The 16,007-nt window shown below is 60.7% G+C and carries 15 protein-coding genes; 10 read left to right on the top strand and 5 right to left on the bottom strand.

What is annotated here, in order from left to right; genetic code table 11:
- The first annotated feature begins 75 nt into the window (after positions 1 to 75).
- The gene (locus tag ABQJ48_RS22945) at positions 76 to 882 is read left to right on the top strand and encodes a gamma-glutamylcyclotransferase family protein (protein WP_367840389.1); all 807 of its coding nucleotides are present in this window, start codon (positions 76 to 78) and stop codon (positions 880 to 882) included.
- Between the two features lie 91 nt (positions 883 to 973).
- Here the strand turns inward: ABQJ48_RS22945 and aroE are convergent, their stop codons facing one another.
- From aroE to ABQJ48_RS22920, 5 genes are read right to left on the bottom strand one after another with little or no spacing between them, the layout of a single operon-like run.
- Entirely contained in the window at positions 974 to 1,807 is an 834-nt protein-coding gene (gene aroE / locus ABQJ48_RS22940) for a shikimate dehydrogenase (RefSeq protein ID WP_367840294.1), read from the bottom strand.
- Complete coding sequence (locus ABQJ48_RS22935; protein ID WP_367840293.1) at positions 1,804 to 3,027, bottom strand: CaiB/BaiF CoA transferase family protein; 1,224 nt, start codon at positions 3,025 to 3,027, stop codon at positions 1,804 to 1,806. The genes aroE and ABQJ48_RS22935 overlap by 4 nt, the downstream gene beginning before the upstream one ends.
- The gene (locus tag ABQJ48_RS22930; RefSeq protein WP_367840292.1) at positions 3,027 to 3,485 is read right to left on the bottom strand and encodes a MaoC family dehydratase; all 459 of its coding nucleotides are present in this window, start codon (positions 3,483 to 3,485) and stop codon (positions 3,027 to 3,029) included. Before ABQJ48_RS22930 ends, ABQJ48_RS22935 begins: the two co-directional genes overlap by 1 nt.
- A gap of 1 nt (position 3,486) precedes the next feature.
- Positions 3,487 to 3,879, bottom strand: a complete 393-nt coding sequence (locus ABQJ48_RS22925; protein WP_367840291.1) for a VOC family protein — start codon at positions 3,877 to 3,879, stop codon at positions 3,487 to 3,489.
- Positions 3,876 to 4,826, bottom strand: a complete 951-nt coding sequence (locus ABQJ48_RS22920; RefSeq protein ID WP_367840388.1) for a ketopantoate reductase family protein — start codon at positions 4,824 to 4,826, stop codon at positions 3,876 to 3,878. The genes ABQJ48_RS22925 and ABQJ48_RS22920 overlap by 4 nt, the downstream gene beginning before the upstream one ends.
- Before the next feature lie 95 nt (positions 4,827 to 4,921).
- Between ABQJ48_RS22920 and ABQJ48_RS22915 the strand changes: the two genes are divergently transcribed.
- The 9 genes from ABQJ48_RS22915 (at position 4,922) to ABQJ48_RS22875 (ending at position 16,007) form a co-directional block, all read left to right on the top strand.
- Positions 4,922 to 5,827, top strand: coding sequence for a LysR family transcriptional regulator (locus ABQJ48_RS22915; protein ID WP_367840290.1), 906 nt, complete (start codon positions 4,922 to 4,924; stop codon positions 5,825 to 5,827).
- A gap of 1,088 nt (positions 5,828 to 6,915) precedes the next feature.
- Complete coding sequence (locus ABQJ48_RS22910; RefSeq protein WP_367840289.1) at positions 6,916 to 8,088, top strand: tetratricopeptide repeat protein; 1,173 nt, start codon at positions 6,916 to 6,918, stop codon at positions 8,086 to 8,088.
- On the top strand, positions 8,085 to 9,224 hold the full coding sequence (locus ABQJ48_RS22905; RefSeq protein WP_367840288.1) for a HupE/UreJ family protein: 1,140 nt from the start codon (positions 8,085 to 8,087) through the stop codon (positions 9,222 to 9,224). The genes ABQJ48_RS22910 and ABQJ48_RS22905 overlap by 4 nt, the downstream gene beginning before the upstream one ends.
- A gap of 16 nt (positions 9,225 to 9,240) precedes the next feature.
- Complete coding sequence (locus ABQJ48_RS22900; protein WP_367840287.1) at positions 9,241 to 10,707, top strand: DUF4331 domain-containing protein; 1,467 nt, start codon at positions 9,241 to 9,243, stop codon at positions 10,705 to 10,707.
- Between the two features lie 671 nt (positions 10,708 to 11,378).
- On the top strand, positions 11,379 to 12,398 hold the full coding sequence (locus ABQJ48_RS22895) for a LacI family DNA-binding transcriptional regulator (protein WP_367840286.1): 1,020 nt from the start codon (positions 11,379 to 11,381) through the stop codon (positions 12,396 to 12,398).
- A gap of 113 nt (positions 12,399 to 12,511) precedes the next feature.
- Positions 12,512 to 13,843, top strand: coding sequence for an ABC transporter substrate-binding protein (locus ABQJ48_RS22890; RefSeq protein ID WP_367840285.1), 1,332 nt, complete (start codon positions 12,512 to 12,514; stop codon positions 13,841 to 13,843).
- Between the two features lie 66 nt (positions 13,844 to 13,909).
- A complete protein-coding gene (locus ABQJ48_RS22885; RefSeq protein ID WP_367840284.1) occupies positions 13,910 to 14,866 on the top strand; it encodes a carbohydrate ABC transporter permease in 957 nt (318 codons plus the stop codon).
- A complete protein-coding gene (locus ABQJ48_RS22880) occupies positions 14,863 to 15,816 on the top strand; it encodes a carbohydrate ABC transporter permease (RefSeq protein WP_367840283.1) in 954 nt (317 codons plus the stop codon). The genes ABQJ48_RS22885 and ABQJ48_RS22880 overlap by 4 nt, the downstream gene beginning before the upstream one ends.
- On the top strand, positions 15,813 to 16,007 hold the full coding sequence (locus ABQJ48_RS22875) for a hypothetical protein (RefSeq protein WP_367840282.1): 195 nt from the start codon (positions 15,813 to 15,815) through the stop codon (positions 16,005 to 16,007). Before ABQJ48_RS22880 ends, ABQJ48_RS22875 begins: the two co-directional genes overlap by 4 nt.

Here is a 16,007-nt window from a genome sequence, read left to right as displayed (position 1 = left end):
CACCAACGGACGACTGGGATTCGGATCTGGGCAGACATCGTGATCTGCAGCAATGGATTGGACGGAGACGTGATGATGTCGGCGATGGCACGCATTCGAATTCTCATTGCGGCTCTGGCTTTTGCTGGTTCAGCCGTCGACGCGCAAACATCCGATTTCTGGGGAACGCGTCTTCCCCACCAGCCGACGCAGTTTGTCTTTGGCTACGGCTCACTAATCAATACGCCATCCCGCAACGCTACCGCCGGCAAATCGACTCCGGCCATTCCTGTGCGCGTCTCGGCGGCGTTCGGCTACGTGCGCAGTTGGCGTGACCGCTCACGCTCGGGGTTTACGGCGCTCGGTCTGCGTCGCCCGTTCGAGGGCGAGGGACCAATGACGATCAACGGAGTGATCTTTCCCGTGGGCGATGACATGTCCGCGTTCGACGAGCGAGAAAAGGGTTATGTGCGCGTCGAGGTGCCCCGCGCATTGATCGAGGCTGTGTCATGGCAGCCGCTGCCGGCGCAAGGAACGGTCTGGGTGTACGTGCCAAAGGCAGAAGGAAAGGCGCCGGGCGAGGGACTTCCTTCACCGGACGCGCGATTTCCACTTGTCGAGTCATATATCGACGTTGTGATTGAAGGGGGGATGGAATATGGGCCCGAATTTGCGCGCGAGATCCTTGAGACGACCAGGGACTGGAGTCCCTATTGGCTCAATGACCGTACACTCGCACGTCGACCGTGGGTATTCGACAAGCAGTTCGAAATGGTCGATGCATTGCTCGCGAAATCGGCGCCGTGCTTCGCGCAGCGAGCGTTCTCGGAAGACTATACGGCCGCGAGCGCAGCCGTCGTAAAGCAAGGAGCGGCTTGCATGCGAGGGGTGAAGGCTGACTAGATGCCGCCGTTCGGGTTCATGCGATGCAGCGATTCTGGAATACCGACCGTGAAGCATCAGGATCTTTTTCATTCGCCACTCGGTTGCACTTTCAATCCAGCGGCACCGTGAGCCGGTCGATCACCGCACGGGTCTGGGGCCGCAAGCCTCGCCACCAGTCGAATGCTTCCGCCGCCTGCTCCACTAGCATGCCGACACCGTCCGCGACACCCAGTACGCCCGCATTGCGCGCGAGTCTCAGGAAGGGCGTCAAGCGCTTGCCATAGGCGAGTTCGTAAGCCGTGCCTGCAGGACTGAAAGCGCTCGGTGGGACAGGCGGCAGATCACCGGTAAGGCTGGCCGACGTCGCGTTGACCACCAGGTCGAACTGTCCCATCGCCTCAAGGTCGCCGTACCCGCAGGCGGCAAGCGGACCGCTCGTAGCGACTTGTTCGACCAGCGCCCGAACCTTGGCAATGTCCCGGTTAGCGACGACCAGTTCAGCAGGTCGCGCGGCAAGGAATGGCAGCAATGCACCACGCACCGCCCCACCGGCGCCGAGGATCAGCACGCGCCTGCCGGCCATCGGCAGGTTCAGGTTGACTTCGATGTCGCGCACCAGACCAACACCGTCAAAATTCTCAGCGACGATCCGGCCGTCGCTGAAGCTCAGCGCATTGGCGGCACCGGCCAGTGCCGCGCGTTCGCTGCGTTCGTCGGCCATCGCGAACGCCTCCAGCTTGAATGGCGCAGTCACGTTCATGCCTTTGCCGCCAGCTGCGATGAACGCGCGCACGGTCGAGGCGAACGCGTCCTGCGGCTCCAACGGTCCTTCGATTGCCGTATAGGACATGTCCTGCTGTGTCTCCTGCGCGAAGAGACCGTGGATCAGTGGGGATTTCGTATGGCCGATCGGGTTGCCGATCACCGCGTACTGGTCAGTCATCGTGACCTCACTTTTGAATACAGCACACCTTCTGTCTGCATCGCGTCGATCTCGGCAGCGCCGAAGCCAAGCGATTGCGCCACTTCGACGTTGTGCTGACCGAGATCGGGCGCGACCTCGCTGATCGTCGTGTCGCAGTCGGAGAAACGGAACGGCAGGTTCGGCAGGCGCAACTTGCCGTAGCGCGGGTGCTCCTGCTCGACCATCATGCCGCGCGCCACGATCTGCGGATCGACAAGCACTTCGTCAATGCGCTGCACCTTCGCGCAAGGCACATCGATACCATCCAGCAGCTCAAGCACCTGCACGACCGGTCGGCTTGCCGCCCAGGGCTTCACGAGGGACAGAATGTCCAATCGGTTCGCATTGCGTCCCGCGAGGGTGTGATAGCGCGTGTCGGTGCCGAAACCGGCCGGTCCTCCATGCGACTCGACCAGGGCGGCGAAGCGCTTCCACGCGTCGTCCACCTGGGCCGCGATTACGAGGTCGCCGTCGGCGGCACGGAACACGCCATAAAGCGTCGACGCGGGCATGTCGTGACCGGACTGCTCCGGCAGGATGCCTTGCATCGTGTAGCACTGCACCGCGTATTCGTGCATCGACACCAGCGTGTCATAGAGTGCCATGTCGATGTGCTGGCCGCGGCCGCTCTTCACGCGACCGAGCAGCGCGGCATTGATCGCCGCCACCGCGTGAATGCCGGTGTACATGTCGCCAAGCGAGATACGCATGAGTGGCGGCGGCTCGCCGGGATTGCCGATCATCTGCATGATCCCGCTCTTCGCTTCGGCGATCAGACCGAAACCGGCGCGATGCGCGTCCGGTCCCGTATGGCCGTAGGCCGAGATCGAGCAGTACACCAGTTTCGGATTTCGCGCGGACAGTTCGTCATAACCGAGCCCGAGTTTGTTCAGCGCACGCGGCCGGTAGTTCTCGACGAACACGTCCGCCGAATCGCACAGCCGCTGCATGAACTCCTTGCCGCGCGGGTCCCGCATGTCGACGCTGACGCCGCGCTTGCCCATGTTCAGTTGCAGGAAGTAGCCGCTCTGCTCGTCGTCGAGCACAGTGGCGTGCTGACGGCCCGCATCGCCGCTGCCGGGCCGCTCGACCTTGATGACTTCGGCACCGAGCGCCGCAAGACAGCGCCCAACATACGGACCGGCCAGAAAATGGCTGTAATCGACGACGCGAATACCTTCGAGAGGGCGTGCTTGCATCAGAATGCTCCCGGGCGGCGCGGCACCATCAGACGATGCTCGCCATGCTGGACGACATTTCCGCCCTGATTAATCAGTTCGGACGGCAGTACGACGATCCCCCAGTCGGGACGGCTCCTGCTCGCGCGCATCGTGCCCACACGGAATTTCACGTGCAGCACGTCGTTGACCTTGATCGGCAGGTTGAAGTCCCACGTCCAGCCGAGCGACATACCCGGCAGGAAGCGGTAGTCGCTCTGGGTCTTGAGCCCATCGGCGATAGACAGGCCGAACAGACCGTGTGCAACGATCGAACCGAAGTGGCTCGCGTTTGCGTATTCCTCGTCCACATGAACCGGTGTGTGATCGCCTGTCAGGTCTGCATAGGCCAGAATGCGTTCCTTCGTTACCGTGTAGTTCGGGCTCACGCACTCGTCACCCTCGCGGGCATCGTCCCAATATTTATCGACGATCGGCATCTCAAACCTCCGAGCGTGGATTAATGCCCAGTGCTCGCGCCACGCACGATGCGGGCTTGGCCTGGATCAGTTCGACGGCGAGGCCGTCCGGGAGGCGCAACCAGTTGCGTCCCTGTGGCATTTCGCTGACGTCATACTTTTGCGCGGCAGTCAGCGCGGCCTCCATGTCTTCACACATCACTCCGAGGTGTCCGAGGCGACCTTCAGGCGCGTCATGCTTGGGGTTATGGATGAACTGCAAACCGCCGAGCGTCCAGTACTGTCGTGGTTCATCGACGGTGCCGTCGACCTCGCGCATCGTCATGCCGAGAACGTCTTCGAAAAACCGGATGTGCCAGTGGATGTCCTTCACCCAGATGGCGACATGCTCCAGATAAGCTTTGCTGCCGTTCATGCGGTTGTCTCCCTGTGTTGTCGGTCGATCATGGCGCGCTCGATGCCCTTGATGCACGCGACCAGCGTCGCGTTGACGGGCGTCGGCACGCCGTGCCGTTGTCCCCAGCGCACAACCGCGCCGTTGATAAAGTCGATTTCGGTGATGGAGCCTTTTTCGAGGCTTTGCAGCATCGAGGTCTTGAACCCCGACGAAAGTCCTTCGCCTGCCAGGTTCCACGGGCGTTCAGGATCCGTTGTGGAGAGCGTTACACCGGCGGCGTGGGCGACCGCGATCGCTTCGGTGACCGCCGCGAGCGCGGCCGCTTTCAGAAGCGGTTCGTCGTATAGCTGGCCGTAGGTCAGGCCCGTGGTGCCCGACAGCGCGCCGGTTGCGACATTGACCAGCAGCTTGTCCCACATCGTGCCGACAATGTTGTCGCTGACCGTGGTGGCCAGTCTGGCGGCATTGAAGGTTTCAGCGATCGCCGTCACGCGGGAGGTTATCCGGCCATCGAGTTCGCCGATATAGGTCGCCTTGCCAGCAACGCCTGACTCGATATGCCCTGGATTGCGCATCACGCCGCCGACGTACGTCTTGCCGGCCAGTACGCGTTCGCGCCCGACGATGTCGGCGAGCACATCTTCGTGCCCAAGGCCATTCTGCAACGACAGGACCAGCGTATCGGGTCCGATCAGGTCCAGCGCGCCGCGCATCGCTGCATGGGTATGGAATGACTTGACCAGCACGACCACCAGATCGACGGCGCCGGCTTCGGCGGCACGCGTCGTCGCTTTTACCTTCACACGACGCGAGCCGTTCGCGTCGTCCACGCACAGACCATCGCGCCGCATGGCCTCCACATGCGCCACCGAGCGGTTCAGCAACCAGACTTCGTTGCCGCCTTCGGTCAGCGCCGCGCCGATGGCACAGCCCAGAGCACCCGCACCTAAAATCGCAATCTTCACTGCCGTCTCCTTGATCTGGAGACCAAGATACGATTTGGTGCTCATGTCCGCAATGCAATGGATACAATGACGTCATTGCGCCAGACAATATTGCTATGAACCCGGCAGAACTCCCCGATCTGAAGCTGCTGCAGCTCTTCGATCTTCTCTACGATGTCCGCAGCGTCACGCGCGTCGCGGAGCAGCTCGGACAAAGTCAGCCAACGATCAGCATCTGGCTCGGGCGTTTGCGAGAGCATCTGCAAGACCCGCTGTTCATACGTACGCCTGGCGGCATGGCGCCGACGCCGCAAGCCGATGCGTTGATCGGTCCGTGCCGGGAGATTCTCGAATCACTGCGGCGCTTCGCTGCGTGGGAGATTGCATTCGATCCCACCACCGCAAAGCGGCGGTTCCGCATCTGCATGACCGACGCGAGCCACATCACGCTTCTTCCGCGCATGCTGGCGCACGTGCGCGCGCACGCGCCGGGGATCCGCCTCGAAGCGGCCAGAATCGACGGCAATACCGAACGCGCGCTGGAATCAGGTGAGGCAGACCTTGCGATCGGTCATGTGCCCTGGCTCGGCGGCGGCATTTACCAGCAGCAGTTGTACACGCAGGACTGGGTGTGTTTGATGAATAAGCCTCATCCGCGAGTGCGCGGAAAGCTGGGCCTTAAGCAGTACCGCGGGGAAGGCCACGTCGCCATCGCGGCAGGGACCGGGGCGCAACTGCTAGAGCAGGCGCTTGTGCGCGAACACGTTGAGCGGGACGTCGTACTCGAGTTACCGGGTTTTCTCGGGCTCGGGGCCATCATCAAGAGCACCGATCTGATTGCCACGCTGCCGCGGCATATCGGCGAGACGCTGGCGAAGGTGAATGACTTGTCGGTGCATCCATGTCCGATACCGGTGGAGGGATTTGCGGTGCGGCAGCACTGGCACGCCCGCTATCACCACGAAGCGGGAAATCGCTGGCTGCGCGATCTGGTCGCTCAGCTATTCCGCAGTCTGCGCTGACGTTTCACGCGACGTCGGTTGTCGTGGCGTCGCGAGAGCTTCTGCCTTTGTCGTGCGGAGAATGGGCCTGGCCCCTACGTCTTCCACAATGCGATCTCCCCATACGCGAGTTTCTGTTCGAGAAAGTCGACGCAGACGCGCAGCTTTGCCGACTGCGCCGGGCGTGCCGCTGACATTCTTGCCGTTCCCCGAGCCTCCGACGGACCATCTGATCGTCAGCTCTATCCCCGGGAATGGCCGTTCAGTTAACGTAGCGTCGAATGGCCGCAGTGGGTCGGCTACGGCCGAGCGAATCAGGGCCGCGCTCGGGCCATGTGCGGCCAGCGGCCAGCCTTCCCGCGCTTGTGCGCGAATGTCTCTCTGGCCAGGGCGGCGGGCCCCCGCAATGTGGCCGAAGATATCGACGTATTGACGGCTCATGACAGATGCAGGCGTGGAATGTCATTGAAAAGTTGCCTATAACCTCACCATCGTCGAACCGGAAAGGTTAAAAAAAAAGCAACTCGAACCCCCACAAGGCCATTCGCGTGTGCGCTTTGTGGTGAAGCGCATCACAGAACGACATTAACGTCGAGCGAAGCCGTCTTTACCTCTGGCTAATAAACATGGGCGACATGGATCGGTACTTTCGGCGAGGCTCGACGCCGGCGGTGCTTCTAGCAAACGCTGCCGCACTTGCTAGAAGCACGGTCGAGTTAGCGGGCCGCTGAAAATAGGGATTACCAGATCGGTAACCAAAATAATAACAGCGGTTTATTTAATCCCGATCGGGTATTCGCTCTTTGGAGCGACTCGGGCAGGGCGACGAGGTAGTCGGCAGCAGCGGACGTCTACCAAGGAAAGTGGGCATTACATACACCCAGAATTAGATGGTGCCTCCGAAGAGAAGGGTATTGAGCGACTTGGCCACCCACGCCCAGCCTCGATGACTCCGGATGTGAGGCATGAGCCCATCGTGCTGGCCCACGCTGACGTGGTGGACGCCCAAATTGCGCAGCCAAAAGCAAGACGCTGGAAGCAACAGTGACCGCCGGCTGCATCCGGATCGGGACCTTGCGCGTAAAACCCAATGCAGAGGGGGAAGGTCGATGTCAGGTTGGCGATTCGTCCCGGTAGTAGCCGCGCTTGTCATGATCTCGGGCGAGAGTTGGGCGAAGCCGTATGTACCCGAAAGCGACGGAGTGGTGCTCGAACATCTCCCGGAAAAAAACGATCCGGCGCTCGCACAACTGAAGCGCATGCGCGCGACGCTGATGATGGACCCGCGCAATCTCAACCTCGCAGTGTCCGTCGTGCGTCGCGCTCTCGAAGCGGGGCGGAGGCTCGGCGATCCGCGCTTCTTCGGCCAGGCGCAGGCGGCGCTAGCGCCGTGGTGGAGCGCAGAGGATGTGCCGCCGGCCGCGTTATTGCTTCGTGCGACGCTCAAGCAAAGCCAGCATGATTTCGAAGGCTCGCTTGCCGATCTGGATCGGTTACTGGCCGCGGAGCCAGCGCTCGCGCAGGCGCGGCTGACGCGCGCCACAGTGCTCGGCGTGCGCGGGCGCTACGCGGACGCGCGGCATGACTGCGAGCAACTGAAGGGATACGTTGCGCCCATCGTCGTCATCGGGTGCGATGCGACACCGGCGAGCCTGACCGGCAACGCAGCCGGCGCATACGGGGCGCTCGTGCAGGTGCTTGCGCAAGGTGTCGGCAATCTGGACCTGCGCGAGTGGGCGTCGACGCTCGCCGCGGAAATTGCCGCTCGCCGCGGCGACTTCGATGCAGCCGAGCGACATTTCCGCAACGCACTTGCGCTCGATCCGCGTGACGCTTATCTGCAGGGGGCGTTTGCCGATTTTCTGCTGGACCGGGGTCGTCCGCGGGAGTTGCTGCCGCTTTTGCGTGACGCGACGAAAAACGACGCGCTACTGCTTCGTTTAGCGCTGGCCGAGCAACAGCTACCGGAATTGCGCGAGTCATTCACTGCGCACCGTGAGGATCTCTCGGCGCGCTTCGACGCCGCGCGTCGTCGCGGGGATAGCCTGCATCGCAGAGAAGAGGCGCGCTTTCGTCTCACTGTGGAACATGACGCCAAAGCGGCACTCATTCTCGCGCGCGAGAACTGGTTGGTCCAGCGCGAGCCGTCAGATCTGCGGATTCTGATCGAAGCCGCGCGTGCGGCCGGCGATGTTGATGCCCTAAAAATCGCATCCGACTGGGTCGCTGCAACGCATCTCGAAGATGCGGCGATCGCCACGCTGCTGCGGGCGCGGCAATGAGACGCGTCGTCCTCGCCTTTGCGCTCGCGTTGCTGATGGCGCCCGTCTTTGCGCATAAGGCAAGCGACGCCTACCTCACGCTGGAGCGCAGCGGGCAAGCGCTTCGCGGTCAGTGGGATATCGCGCTACGCGACCTCGACAACGCGCTTGGGCTCGATGAGAACGGCGACGGAGACATCACGTGGGGTGAAGTACGTGCGCGAAAGCGCGATATTGCGGCGTATGCGCTTGCACACCTCCAGGTATCCTCCGCCGGCAAGCTTTGTGCGCTCGAACCGACCGGGCAACTGATCGACTCGCACACCGATGGCACCTACGCGGTGCTGACGTTCACCGGACAATGTCCGCGGGCGAGCCCAACACTTTCTATCGATTACCGGCTGTTCGAAGGCCTTGATCCCCAGCATCGGGGACTTCTCAACTTCGTCGAGGACGGCAAGAGCCGAAGCGTCGTATTTAGCGCTGACGCGCCGCACCGCATTGTCGGCATCGATACCGGCGGGCCGTTGACGCAGTTCGCGATGTATCTGAACGAAGGCGTCTGGCACATCTGGACCGGATACGATCACATCCTGTTCCTGCTCTCGCTGCTGCTGCCTGCGGTGCTGATTCGTGAGGGGCATGCATGGCAGCCCGGCACATCGTTTCGCCGGGCATTCATCGATGTCACCAAGGTTGTGACCGCGTTTACGGTGGCGCACTCCATCACACTCACGCTCGCGGCGCTATCGATCGTCGTGCTGCCTTCGCGGCTCGTTGAATCGGGCATCGCCTTGTCGGTAGTGCTGGCGGCGCTGAATAACCTGTTTCCATGCGTGGCGAGCGGACGCTGGATTGCGGCGTTCGGCTTCGGGCTGCTGCATGGATTGGGCTTTGCAGGTGCGCTGCACGACCTCGGCTTGCCGGCCGGTTCGCTTGCGCTGTCGCTCGCCGGATTCAATCTCGGCGTCGAAGCAGGGCAACTCGCCATCGTATTCGTTTATCTGCCACTGGCGTTCTCGTTGCGGTCAACCTGGGCATACCGGCGCGTGGTGCTTGCCGGCGGCTCAGCGGTGACCGCGACCATCGCCATGATCTGGCTAGTCGAGCGCGCACTTGACGTCGCCATATTTGGCTCGTTGGCCGCCCGTTTATAACCTGAAGGAGAACATCATGACATCTATTGCCCGCATCATGGGGGCCGTCGCGCTTTGCGCCGCTGCGCTTTGCGGCAGTGGAACGCACGCTGCCAGTCACCGCGAGGCACCCCTGATTGCGAACGACCCGACCGCCGACAACACCGACTTTTACATGTTCCGGAGTTGGACGAACCCTAACAACGTCGTTTTCATTTTGAACGTGATTCCCATGCAGGACCCTGGCGCTGGACCGAATTATTTCAATTTCGGCGATGACGTGATTTATCGCATCAACGTCGACACCAATGGCAACGGCAAGGCCGACGACCTGGTCTACGATATCCGCTTCAAGACCGAATTGCGCGGGCCCCTGGCGAACCAACAGCTGCCGCTGTCATACGCCGCGCTGCCGCCGATCACTGCGCTCGACGGACCGGGCTCGGACGGCCTGATCCTGCGCCAGAGCTACACGGTGACGCAAGTGCGTCACGGCGAGCGCACCCACCTGGGTACCCAGACGATGTTCGCGGTCCCGTCCAACCTGGGACCGCTAACGATGCCCAATTACGAGGCGCTAGCCGCACAGGGTATCTACTTGCTGGCGAACGGCGGCAAGGTCTTCGCCGGCCAGCGCGGTGAGACGTTCTACATCGACCTGGGCGCAGTGTTCGACACGGTGAATCTTCGCCGCACGCCACCTGTGTTGACGGCGGCGGAGGATGCAAACGATCACGTGAATCCTTTTGGCAACGACACATTCTCCGGCTTCAACATCAGCACCATTGCGATCGAAGTGCCAATCAGCACGGTGACGTCCAAGCCCAATGCCGTAATCGGCGCGTATGTGTCCACATTGCGCCGGGAAGGCCGCGGGACGGGCGACGATGAGGACAACGCCGGACGTTGGGTGCAGGTGTCCCGCATGGGCAATCCACTTGTCAACGAACTGATCATTGGGACCGATACGAAAGACAAATGGAACATGACCAATCCGGCCAACGAAGCGCAATTCCTGGGTTTCTATCTCAACTCCAGGCTGGCGACCGCACTCAACCTCCGGTTCGGCTTGACGATTCCGACGACCAACCGGACCGATTTGGTCAACGTGCTTCTCAAGTATCCCTCCCAACCGCAGACTGGGACGTGCGGCGCACGCGATTGCTCGGAACTTCTGCGGCTTAATCTGGGTGTTTCTCCGACACCACCTGCGCAGCAGCGTCGCCTCGGCGTGCTTGCCGGGGACAACGCGGGCTGGCCCAATGGGCGGCGCCCGAATGACGATGTGACCGATATCGCGCTGCGGGTCATTGCGGGCCGGCTGACAGGCGCGTCGACGGGCAACCTGTTGCTGGGTGATGGCGTGAACTTCAACATCGGTGCCGAAGGCAGCAACTTGACCACGAACGGCATCTACACGGTCTTCCCCTACCTGCCGACACCGCACGACGGGAGAAATCGCCGCCACATCGACTGCGGTGAAGCGGGTGCCAATCCCTGCTGAATGGCAATTGAGGTCCGCCGCGACTCGGCATGAGGTGTTCGCGGCGGTGACCAGATGCACCAGATCGTCTTCAGCAACCGGCTGCCGATCGCAACGAGCGATTAGCTAAACGTTGTAGTGGAACCGACGACTGTCTGTATATGGACGCCCCGATTTGCCAAGCTTCAATTTGCGATGATTGGAAGTGTTGCCTTATAGACAAGCAAACAATAGCCATTTGAAGAGCCTTAGAGCCCTTCAGCGGTTCGCCATTGACGGACTGAGCCTTACACGAATTGCCAAAGGCTCTGGTCGATGCTCGAGCTGCGTGCATCGAGATCATTTCTGCGTTTCCACACAGCCTGGGTCGGGTGCTGTCCGACGAGCAAGTATCACTGGTGCGGGTGCTTGTGGGCACGGCGTACGTCATTGCCACAACCACGAATGAGGCATCGATCGCCTCCCGCGCAGCGTTCCCCCTATGCGATGCGAGGCAGTTGACCGGCAAGTTTCTTGTGCAGCGCACCGTCCACTGATTTAGGCGATTCATACGTTCACTCATGAAAGCCGAGCCGCGATTCCCCGATGCCGTCAAGAATGATGCGTTTATTGCCGCAAAAAAACTTGCATTTTCCCCGGCAAAAACTATCTTGATTTGACACAAATCTTCTGGTTCGGCACCGGAGAGACACATGCCGGCTACACGTATGATGATTGCGCGTCGTGCGGGCGTGAGTGTAGCCACGGTCGATCGTGTGTTGCGCGAAGATCAGGCTGTGCGTCCGGAAACTGCAGATCGTGTCCATCTCGCGCTGGCGGCCCTGCGCGATGAACGGGCAAGTCGCGGTCGCCCAGCCAAGATCAACACGTATCGGGTGGCCTTCGTTTTGCCTCAGGTCAACTCGCGTTTCCTCGACCACGTCGAGCGCAATATCGCGCTGTCCGCGAGCTTCTTTCGCGAGCACCGCATCATTCCGTCGTTCTACCGCTGCGATTTCACCACTCATCGAGACACCATTGCTTTCTCTGAGCAGGTGATCGACTACGACGCACTCGTGCTTGTGCCGCTCGACTACCCAGCGGTCGAACGCCTTGTTGAAGATATGAGCGATGCGGGCGTACCCGTTGTCACGGTGTTCTCCGATCTGCCCGCAAGTCGCCGGGCTGCGTATGTCGGCGTCGATAATCGGATTGCTGGACGCACCGCAGGACTATTGATGGGTCGCTTTCTCGGCGCGCGACTCGGCACGGTGGCGATTTTGTCGGCCTCGTCGCGCCTGCACGATCAACTGGAACGACGCACCGGCTTTTCGCAGGTGCTGGAAGAGGACTTTCGCAATCTGCGCTGGATTGCCGAACCGGACTTCGCCGAAGATGACGACGGCGCAGGTCTGGCCGTGCAGGGCCTCCTCGCACGTTACCAGGATCTGGTCGGGGTTTATGTGACAGGTGGCGGCATCTCAGGCATCGCAACGGCATTGCAGGAATCGGGCGACAAGGCACGCCTGGTACTGATCGGGCATGAATGCACCGCGGAGACTCGCGCGCAACTGTCCGAGCGCGCGATCGACGTCATCCTCGATCAGGATGTGCGCGGCATCGTTCATTGGGCAGGCCTCGCCGCCATCAATTTTCTTAACGACGTACGTGGCGCGCTCGCCATCCCAACGCCGGAAACCCGGATCTATCTTCGTGAGAATGCGCATGCCTGAAGCTCGCGACACACGGATTTGCGTTTGAATCCGCTGGAGCCAAAACGCAGCACCCGGCGCATGGGCGCTGTTCCACAACAGGTTGGAGACCCGAAAAAGACAAGGAGAAGACAATGTTACGTCTTACGTCAGCAAGGGTAATGGCGGCGGCCACGGTATCGTTGGGACTCGGCATGGCAACGGGCGCGCAAGCACAGGAAAAGCAGTTGACCTTATGTTGGGCGGCATGGGACCCGGCCAATGCACTCGTCGAACTGTCCAAGGATTTCACGACCAAAACCGGCATCAAGATGAAGTTCGAGTTCGTGCCTTGGACGAGTTACGCCGATCGCTTTATCAACGAACTTAATTCGCATGGCAAACTATGTGACCTGATCATTGGGGACAGCCAGTGGATAGGCGGCGCAGCGGTCAACGGGCACTACGTCAAGCTCAACGATTTCTTCGCGAAGAACAAGATATCGATGAACGACTTCGTGCCGGCGACCGTCGTCGGTTATGCGGAGTGGCCAAAGAATACGCCGAACTACTGGGCGTTGCCGGCAATGGCCGACGCGGTCGGCTGGACCTATCGCAAGGATTGGTTCGCGCGCCCTGAGTTACGCGCCGAGTTCAAGCAGAAATATAAACGTGAACTCGAACCGCCAACCACGCTGGACGAACTCAAGCAAACCGCGGAGTTCTTTCAGGGCCGCAAGATCGATGGCAAGACGGTATACGGTGCCTATATCTTTACCGAGCGCGGGTCTGAAGGCATCACGATGGGGGTGACCAATGCGCTTTACAACTTCGGATTCCAATACGAAGATCCCAGGAAGCCCTATCACCTGGATGGCTTCGTCAATTCGCCGGAGGCGGTCAAGGGGCTGGAGTATTACAAGGCGCTTTACAAGTGCTGCACGGCGCCCGGCATGACCAACGCGTACATGCAGGAAGGACTGGACGCCTTCAAGTCCGGCCAGGTGGCGATGCAGATGAACTGGTTTGCATTCTTCCCAGGACTCTACAAAGACCCGAACGTCGGCGGCGACAAGATCGGCTTCTTCGTGAATCCGCGTGAGACCAAGCAGTTCACGCAGCTCGGCGGACAGGGCATCTCGGTCGTGTCGTACTCGGACCACAAGGAAGACGCACTTGAATACATCAAGTGGTTCGCGCAACCCGATGTGCAGAAGAAATGGTGGCAGTTAGGCGGCTATTCGGCGGCGAAGTCGGTGGTGGATGCGCCCGACTTTCCGAAGAGTGCACCTTTTGCGCCGGCATTCCTGAAGTCGATGTCGATCGTGAAAGACTTCTGGGCTGAACCCGCCTATGCAGAACTGCTGCTCGACATGCAAAAGCGCGTGCATGACTATGTGGTGGCCGACAAGGGCACGGCCAAGGAGGCGCTCGATCTGCTGGTCAAAGACTGGAACAAGGTTTTCAAGGCCGAAGGGAAGAATTAGCGTGCATCCAGGACTGGACCGGCGACCCCTGCACGGATGCCGCCGGTCCGCTTAAAGGAGCCGGGCATGTTGGCAAACAAGCCTTTTTCATCGGCGGGGCTGGAGTCGCGGACGTCGGCGCGTGCGCGCACACGTCTGGCCGGGTTATCGGACAGAACCATTGCGTGGCTGTTCATCCTTCCAACAATCCTGTTGCTGCTCGCGATCAACATCTTTCCGTTGATCTGGGCGTTACGTCTGTCGTTCACGAACTTCAAGTCGAATATGCCGAGTGTGCCGGCGCGCTTTGTCGGTATCGACAATTACGTCGACATTCTCACCGACGAAGACATCTGGTACGCGATGCAGGTGACGGCGCGTTTCGTGTTCTGGTCGGTCGGGCTAGAGGTTCTACTGGGTTTCGGCCTCGCGTTGCTGATCAACCGGCAGTTTCGCGGTCATAGCTTCTGGACCACGCTGATCCTGCTGCCGATGATGCTGTCACCGGCAGTCGTGGGCAACTTCTGGACCTTTCTGCTGCAACCGCAAACGGGCCTCTTCAACGATATCGTCGGCTTCTTCACCGGCATTGCGCCCGGCTCATTTCAAATGATCGGCGACGTGTCGCTCGCGCCGTGGACCATCGTGATGGTCGATACGTGGATGTGGACCCCCTATGTGATGCTCATCTGCCTCGCGGGCCTGCGGTCGATTCCCGACTACATCTACGAAGCGGCCGAAGTGGATCGCGCCACACCATGGCGGCAGTTCTGGTCGATCACATTGCCGATGACCTTGCCGTTCCTGATGCTCGCCGTGCTGTTTCGCGGTATCGAGAACTTTAAGATGTTCGACATGGTGAACCTGCTGACTTCGGGCGGCCCGGGTTCGGTCACCGAAACCGTGTCGATCACCTTAAAGCGTGCCGCGTTCGAGAAATGGCAGACGGGCTATTCATCGGCTTTGGCGATCATTCTGTTCGTCACGGTGTTCGGTGCGGCGAACATCTACGTCAAGGCGCTCAATCGGGTGAAACAGCGATGAGACCGACTACGACCCAATATTCGGTGGTGGCGTCATCGCCACGCGGCAAGCGCTTCGCCGCGGCGGTTGTCATCACTTACGCGCTGCTTGCAACCTTGCCGATGGTGTGGATCTTCCTGACGAGTTTCAAGACGCAGGAAGACGCGATTGCCTATCCGCCTGTCGTGCTGTTTCAGCCGTCGATGGAAGGCTATGTGAACCTGTTCACGATTCGTTCACGGCAGACGCCCGAGTTCATCGCCAGTCTGCCGCCCGCGCGGACCTGGTATGAGCGTGATGTGCGCAAGCGCAACATGGTCATCGCGGGACCCTCGAAGGTCCTGCCGCGCTTCGTGAATTCGCTCGTGATCGGTTTCGGTTCGACCTTTCTCGCAGTGTTTCTCGGCACGCTGGCGGCTTATGCGTTCTCGCGTTTCAAGGTGCCGCTCGCCGACGACCTGCTGTTCTTCATCCTGTCGACGCGCATGATGCCGCCGATCGCGGTCGCCATTCCGATCTACCTGATGTATCGGGCACTGGGCTTGAGCGACAGCTATGTCGGCATGATCGTGCTGTATACGGCGGTGAATGTGTCGCTGGCGGTATGGCTGCTAAAGGGGTTCATGGACGAGATTCCGCGCGAATACGAGGAGGCGGCGCTCGTCGACGGGTACACGCGCCTGCAGGCTTTCGTCAAAGTGGTGCTGCCGCAGGCGATCACCGGCATCGCCGCGACCGCGATTTTCTGCCTGATCTTCGCGTGGAACGAGTACGCGTTCGCGTCACTGCTTACAAGCGGCGATGCGCAGACCATGCCGCCGTTCATTCCGTTCATCATCGGCGAAGGCGGGCAGGACTGGCCGGCCGTCGCGGCGGCGACGACGCTTTTCGTGCTGCCTATCCTTATCTTCACTGTGGTGCTACGCAAACACTTGTTGCGCGGCATCACCTTCGGAGCGGTGCGCAAATGAAACGAAACTTCGTTTTGCCGCAAAAACATTATCTGCGCCGTGGCTACAGCGAAGCAGTGTCGACTGCACTGATTGGTCTCGGCGTGGCGATGCTAGTGCAGCCGTTTTCGCTGACGTTGTTCACATGGTCGTTTCCGGTCATCCTGATAGGCGCGCTCGCGTTCGTCGTGACCAGCCATTTCCCGGACTGA

This window comes from Paraburkholderia suaedae, assembly GCF_040812055.1.
Taxonomy (GTDB): Bacteria; Pseudomonadota; Gammaproteobacteria; order Burkholderiales; family Burkholderiaceae; genus Paraburkholderia.
The sequence above is the reverse complement of the archived record's forward strand: the minus strand, read 5'-3'. Positions and strand labels throughout refer to the sequence as shown.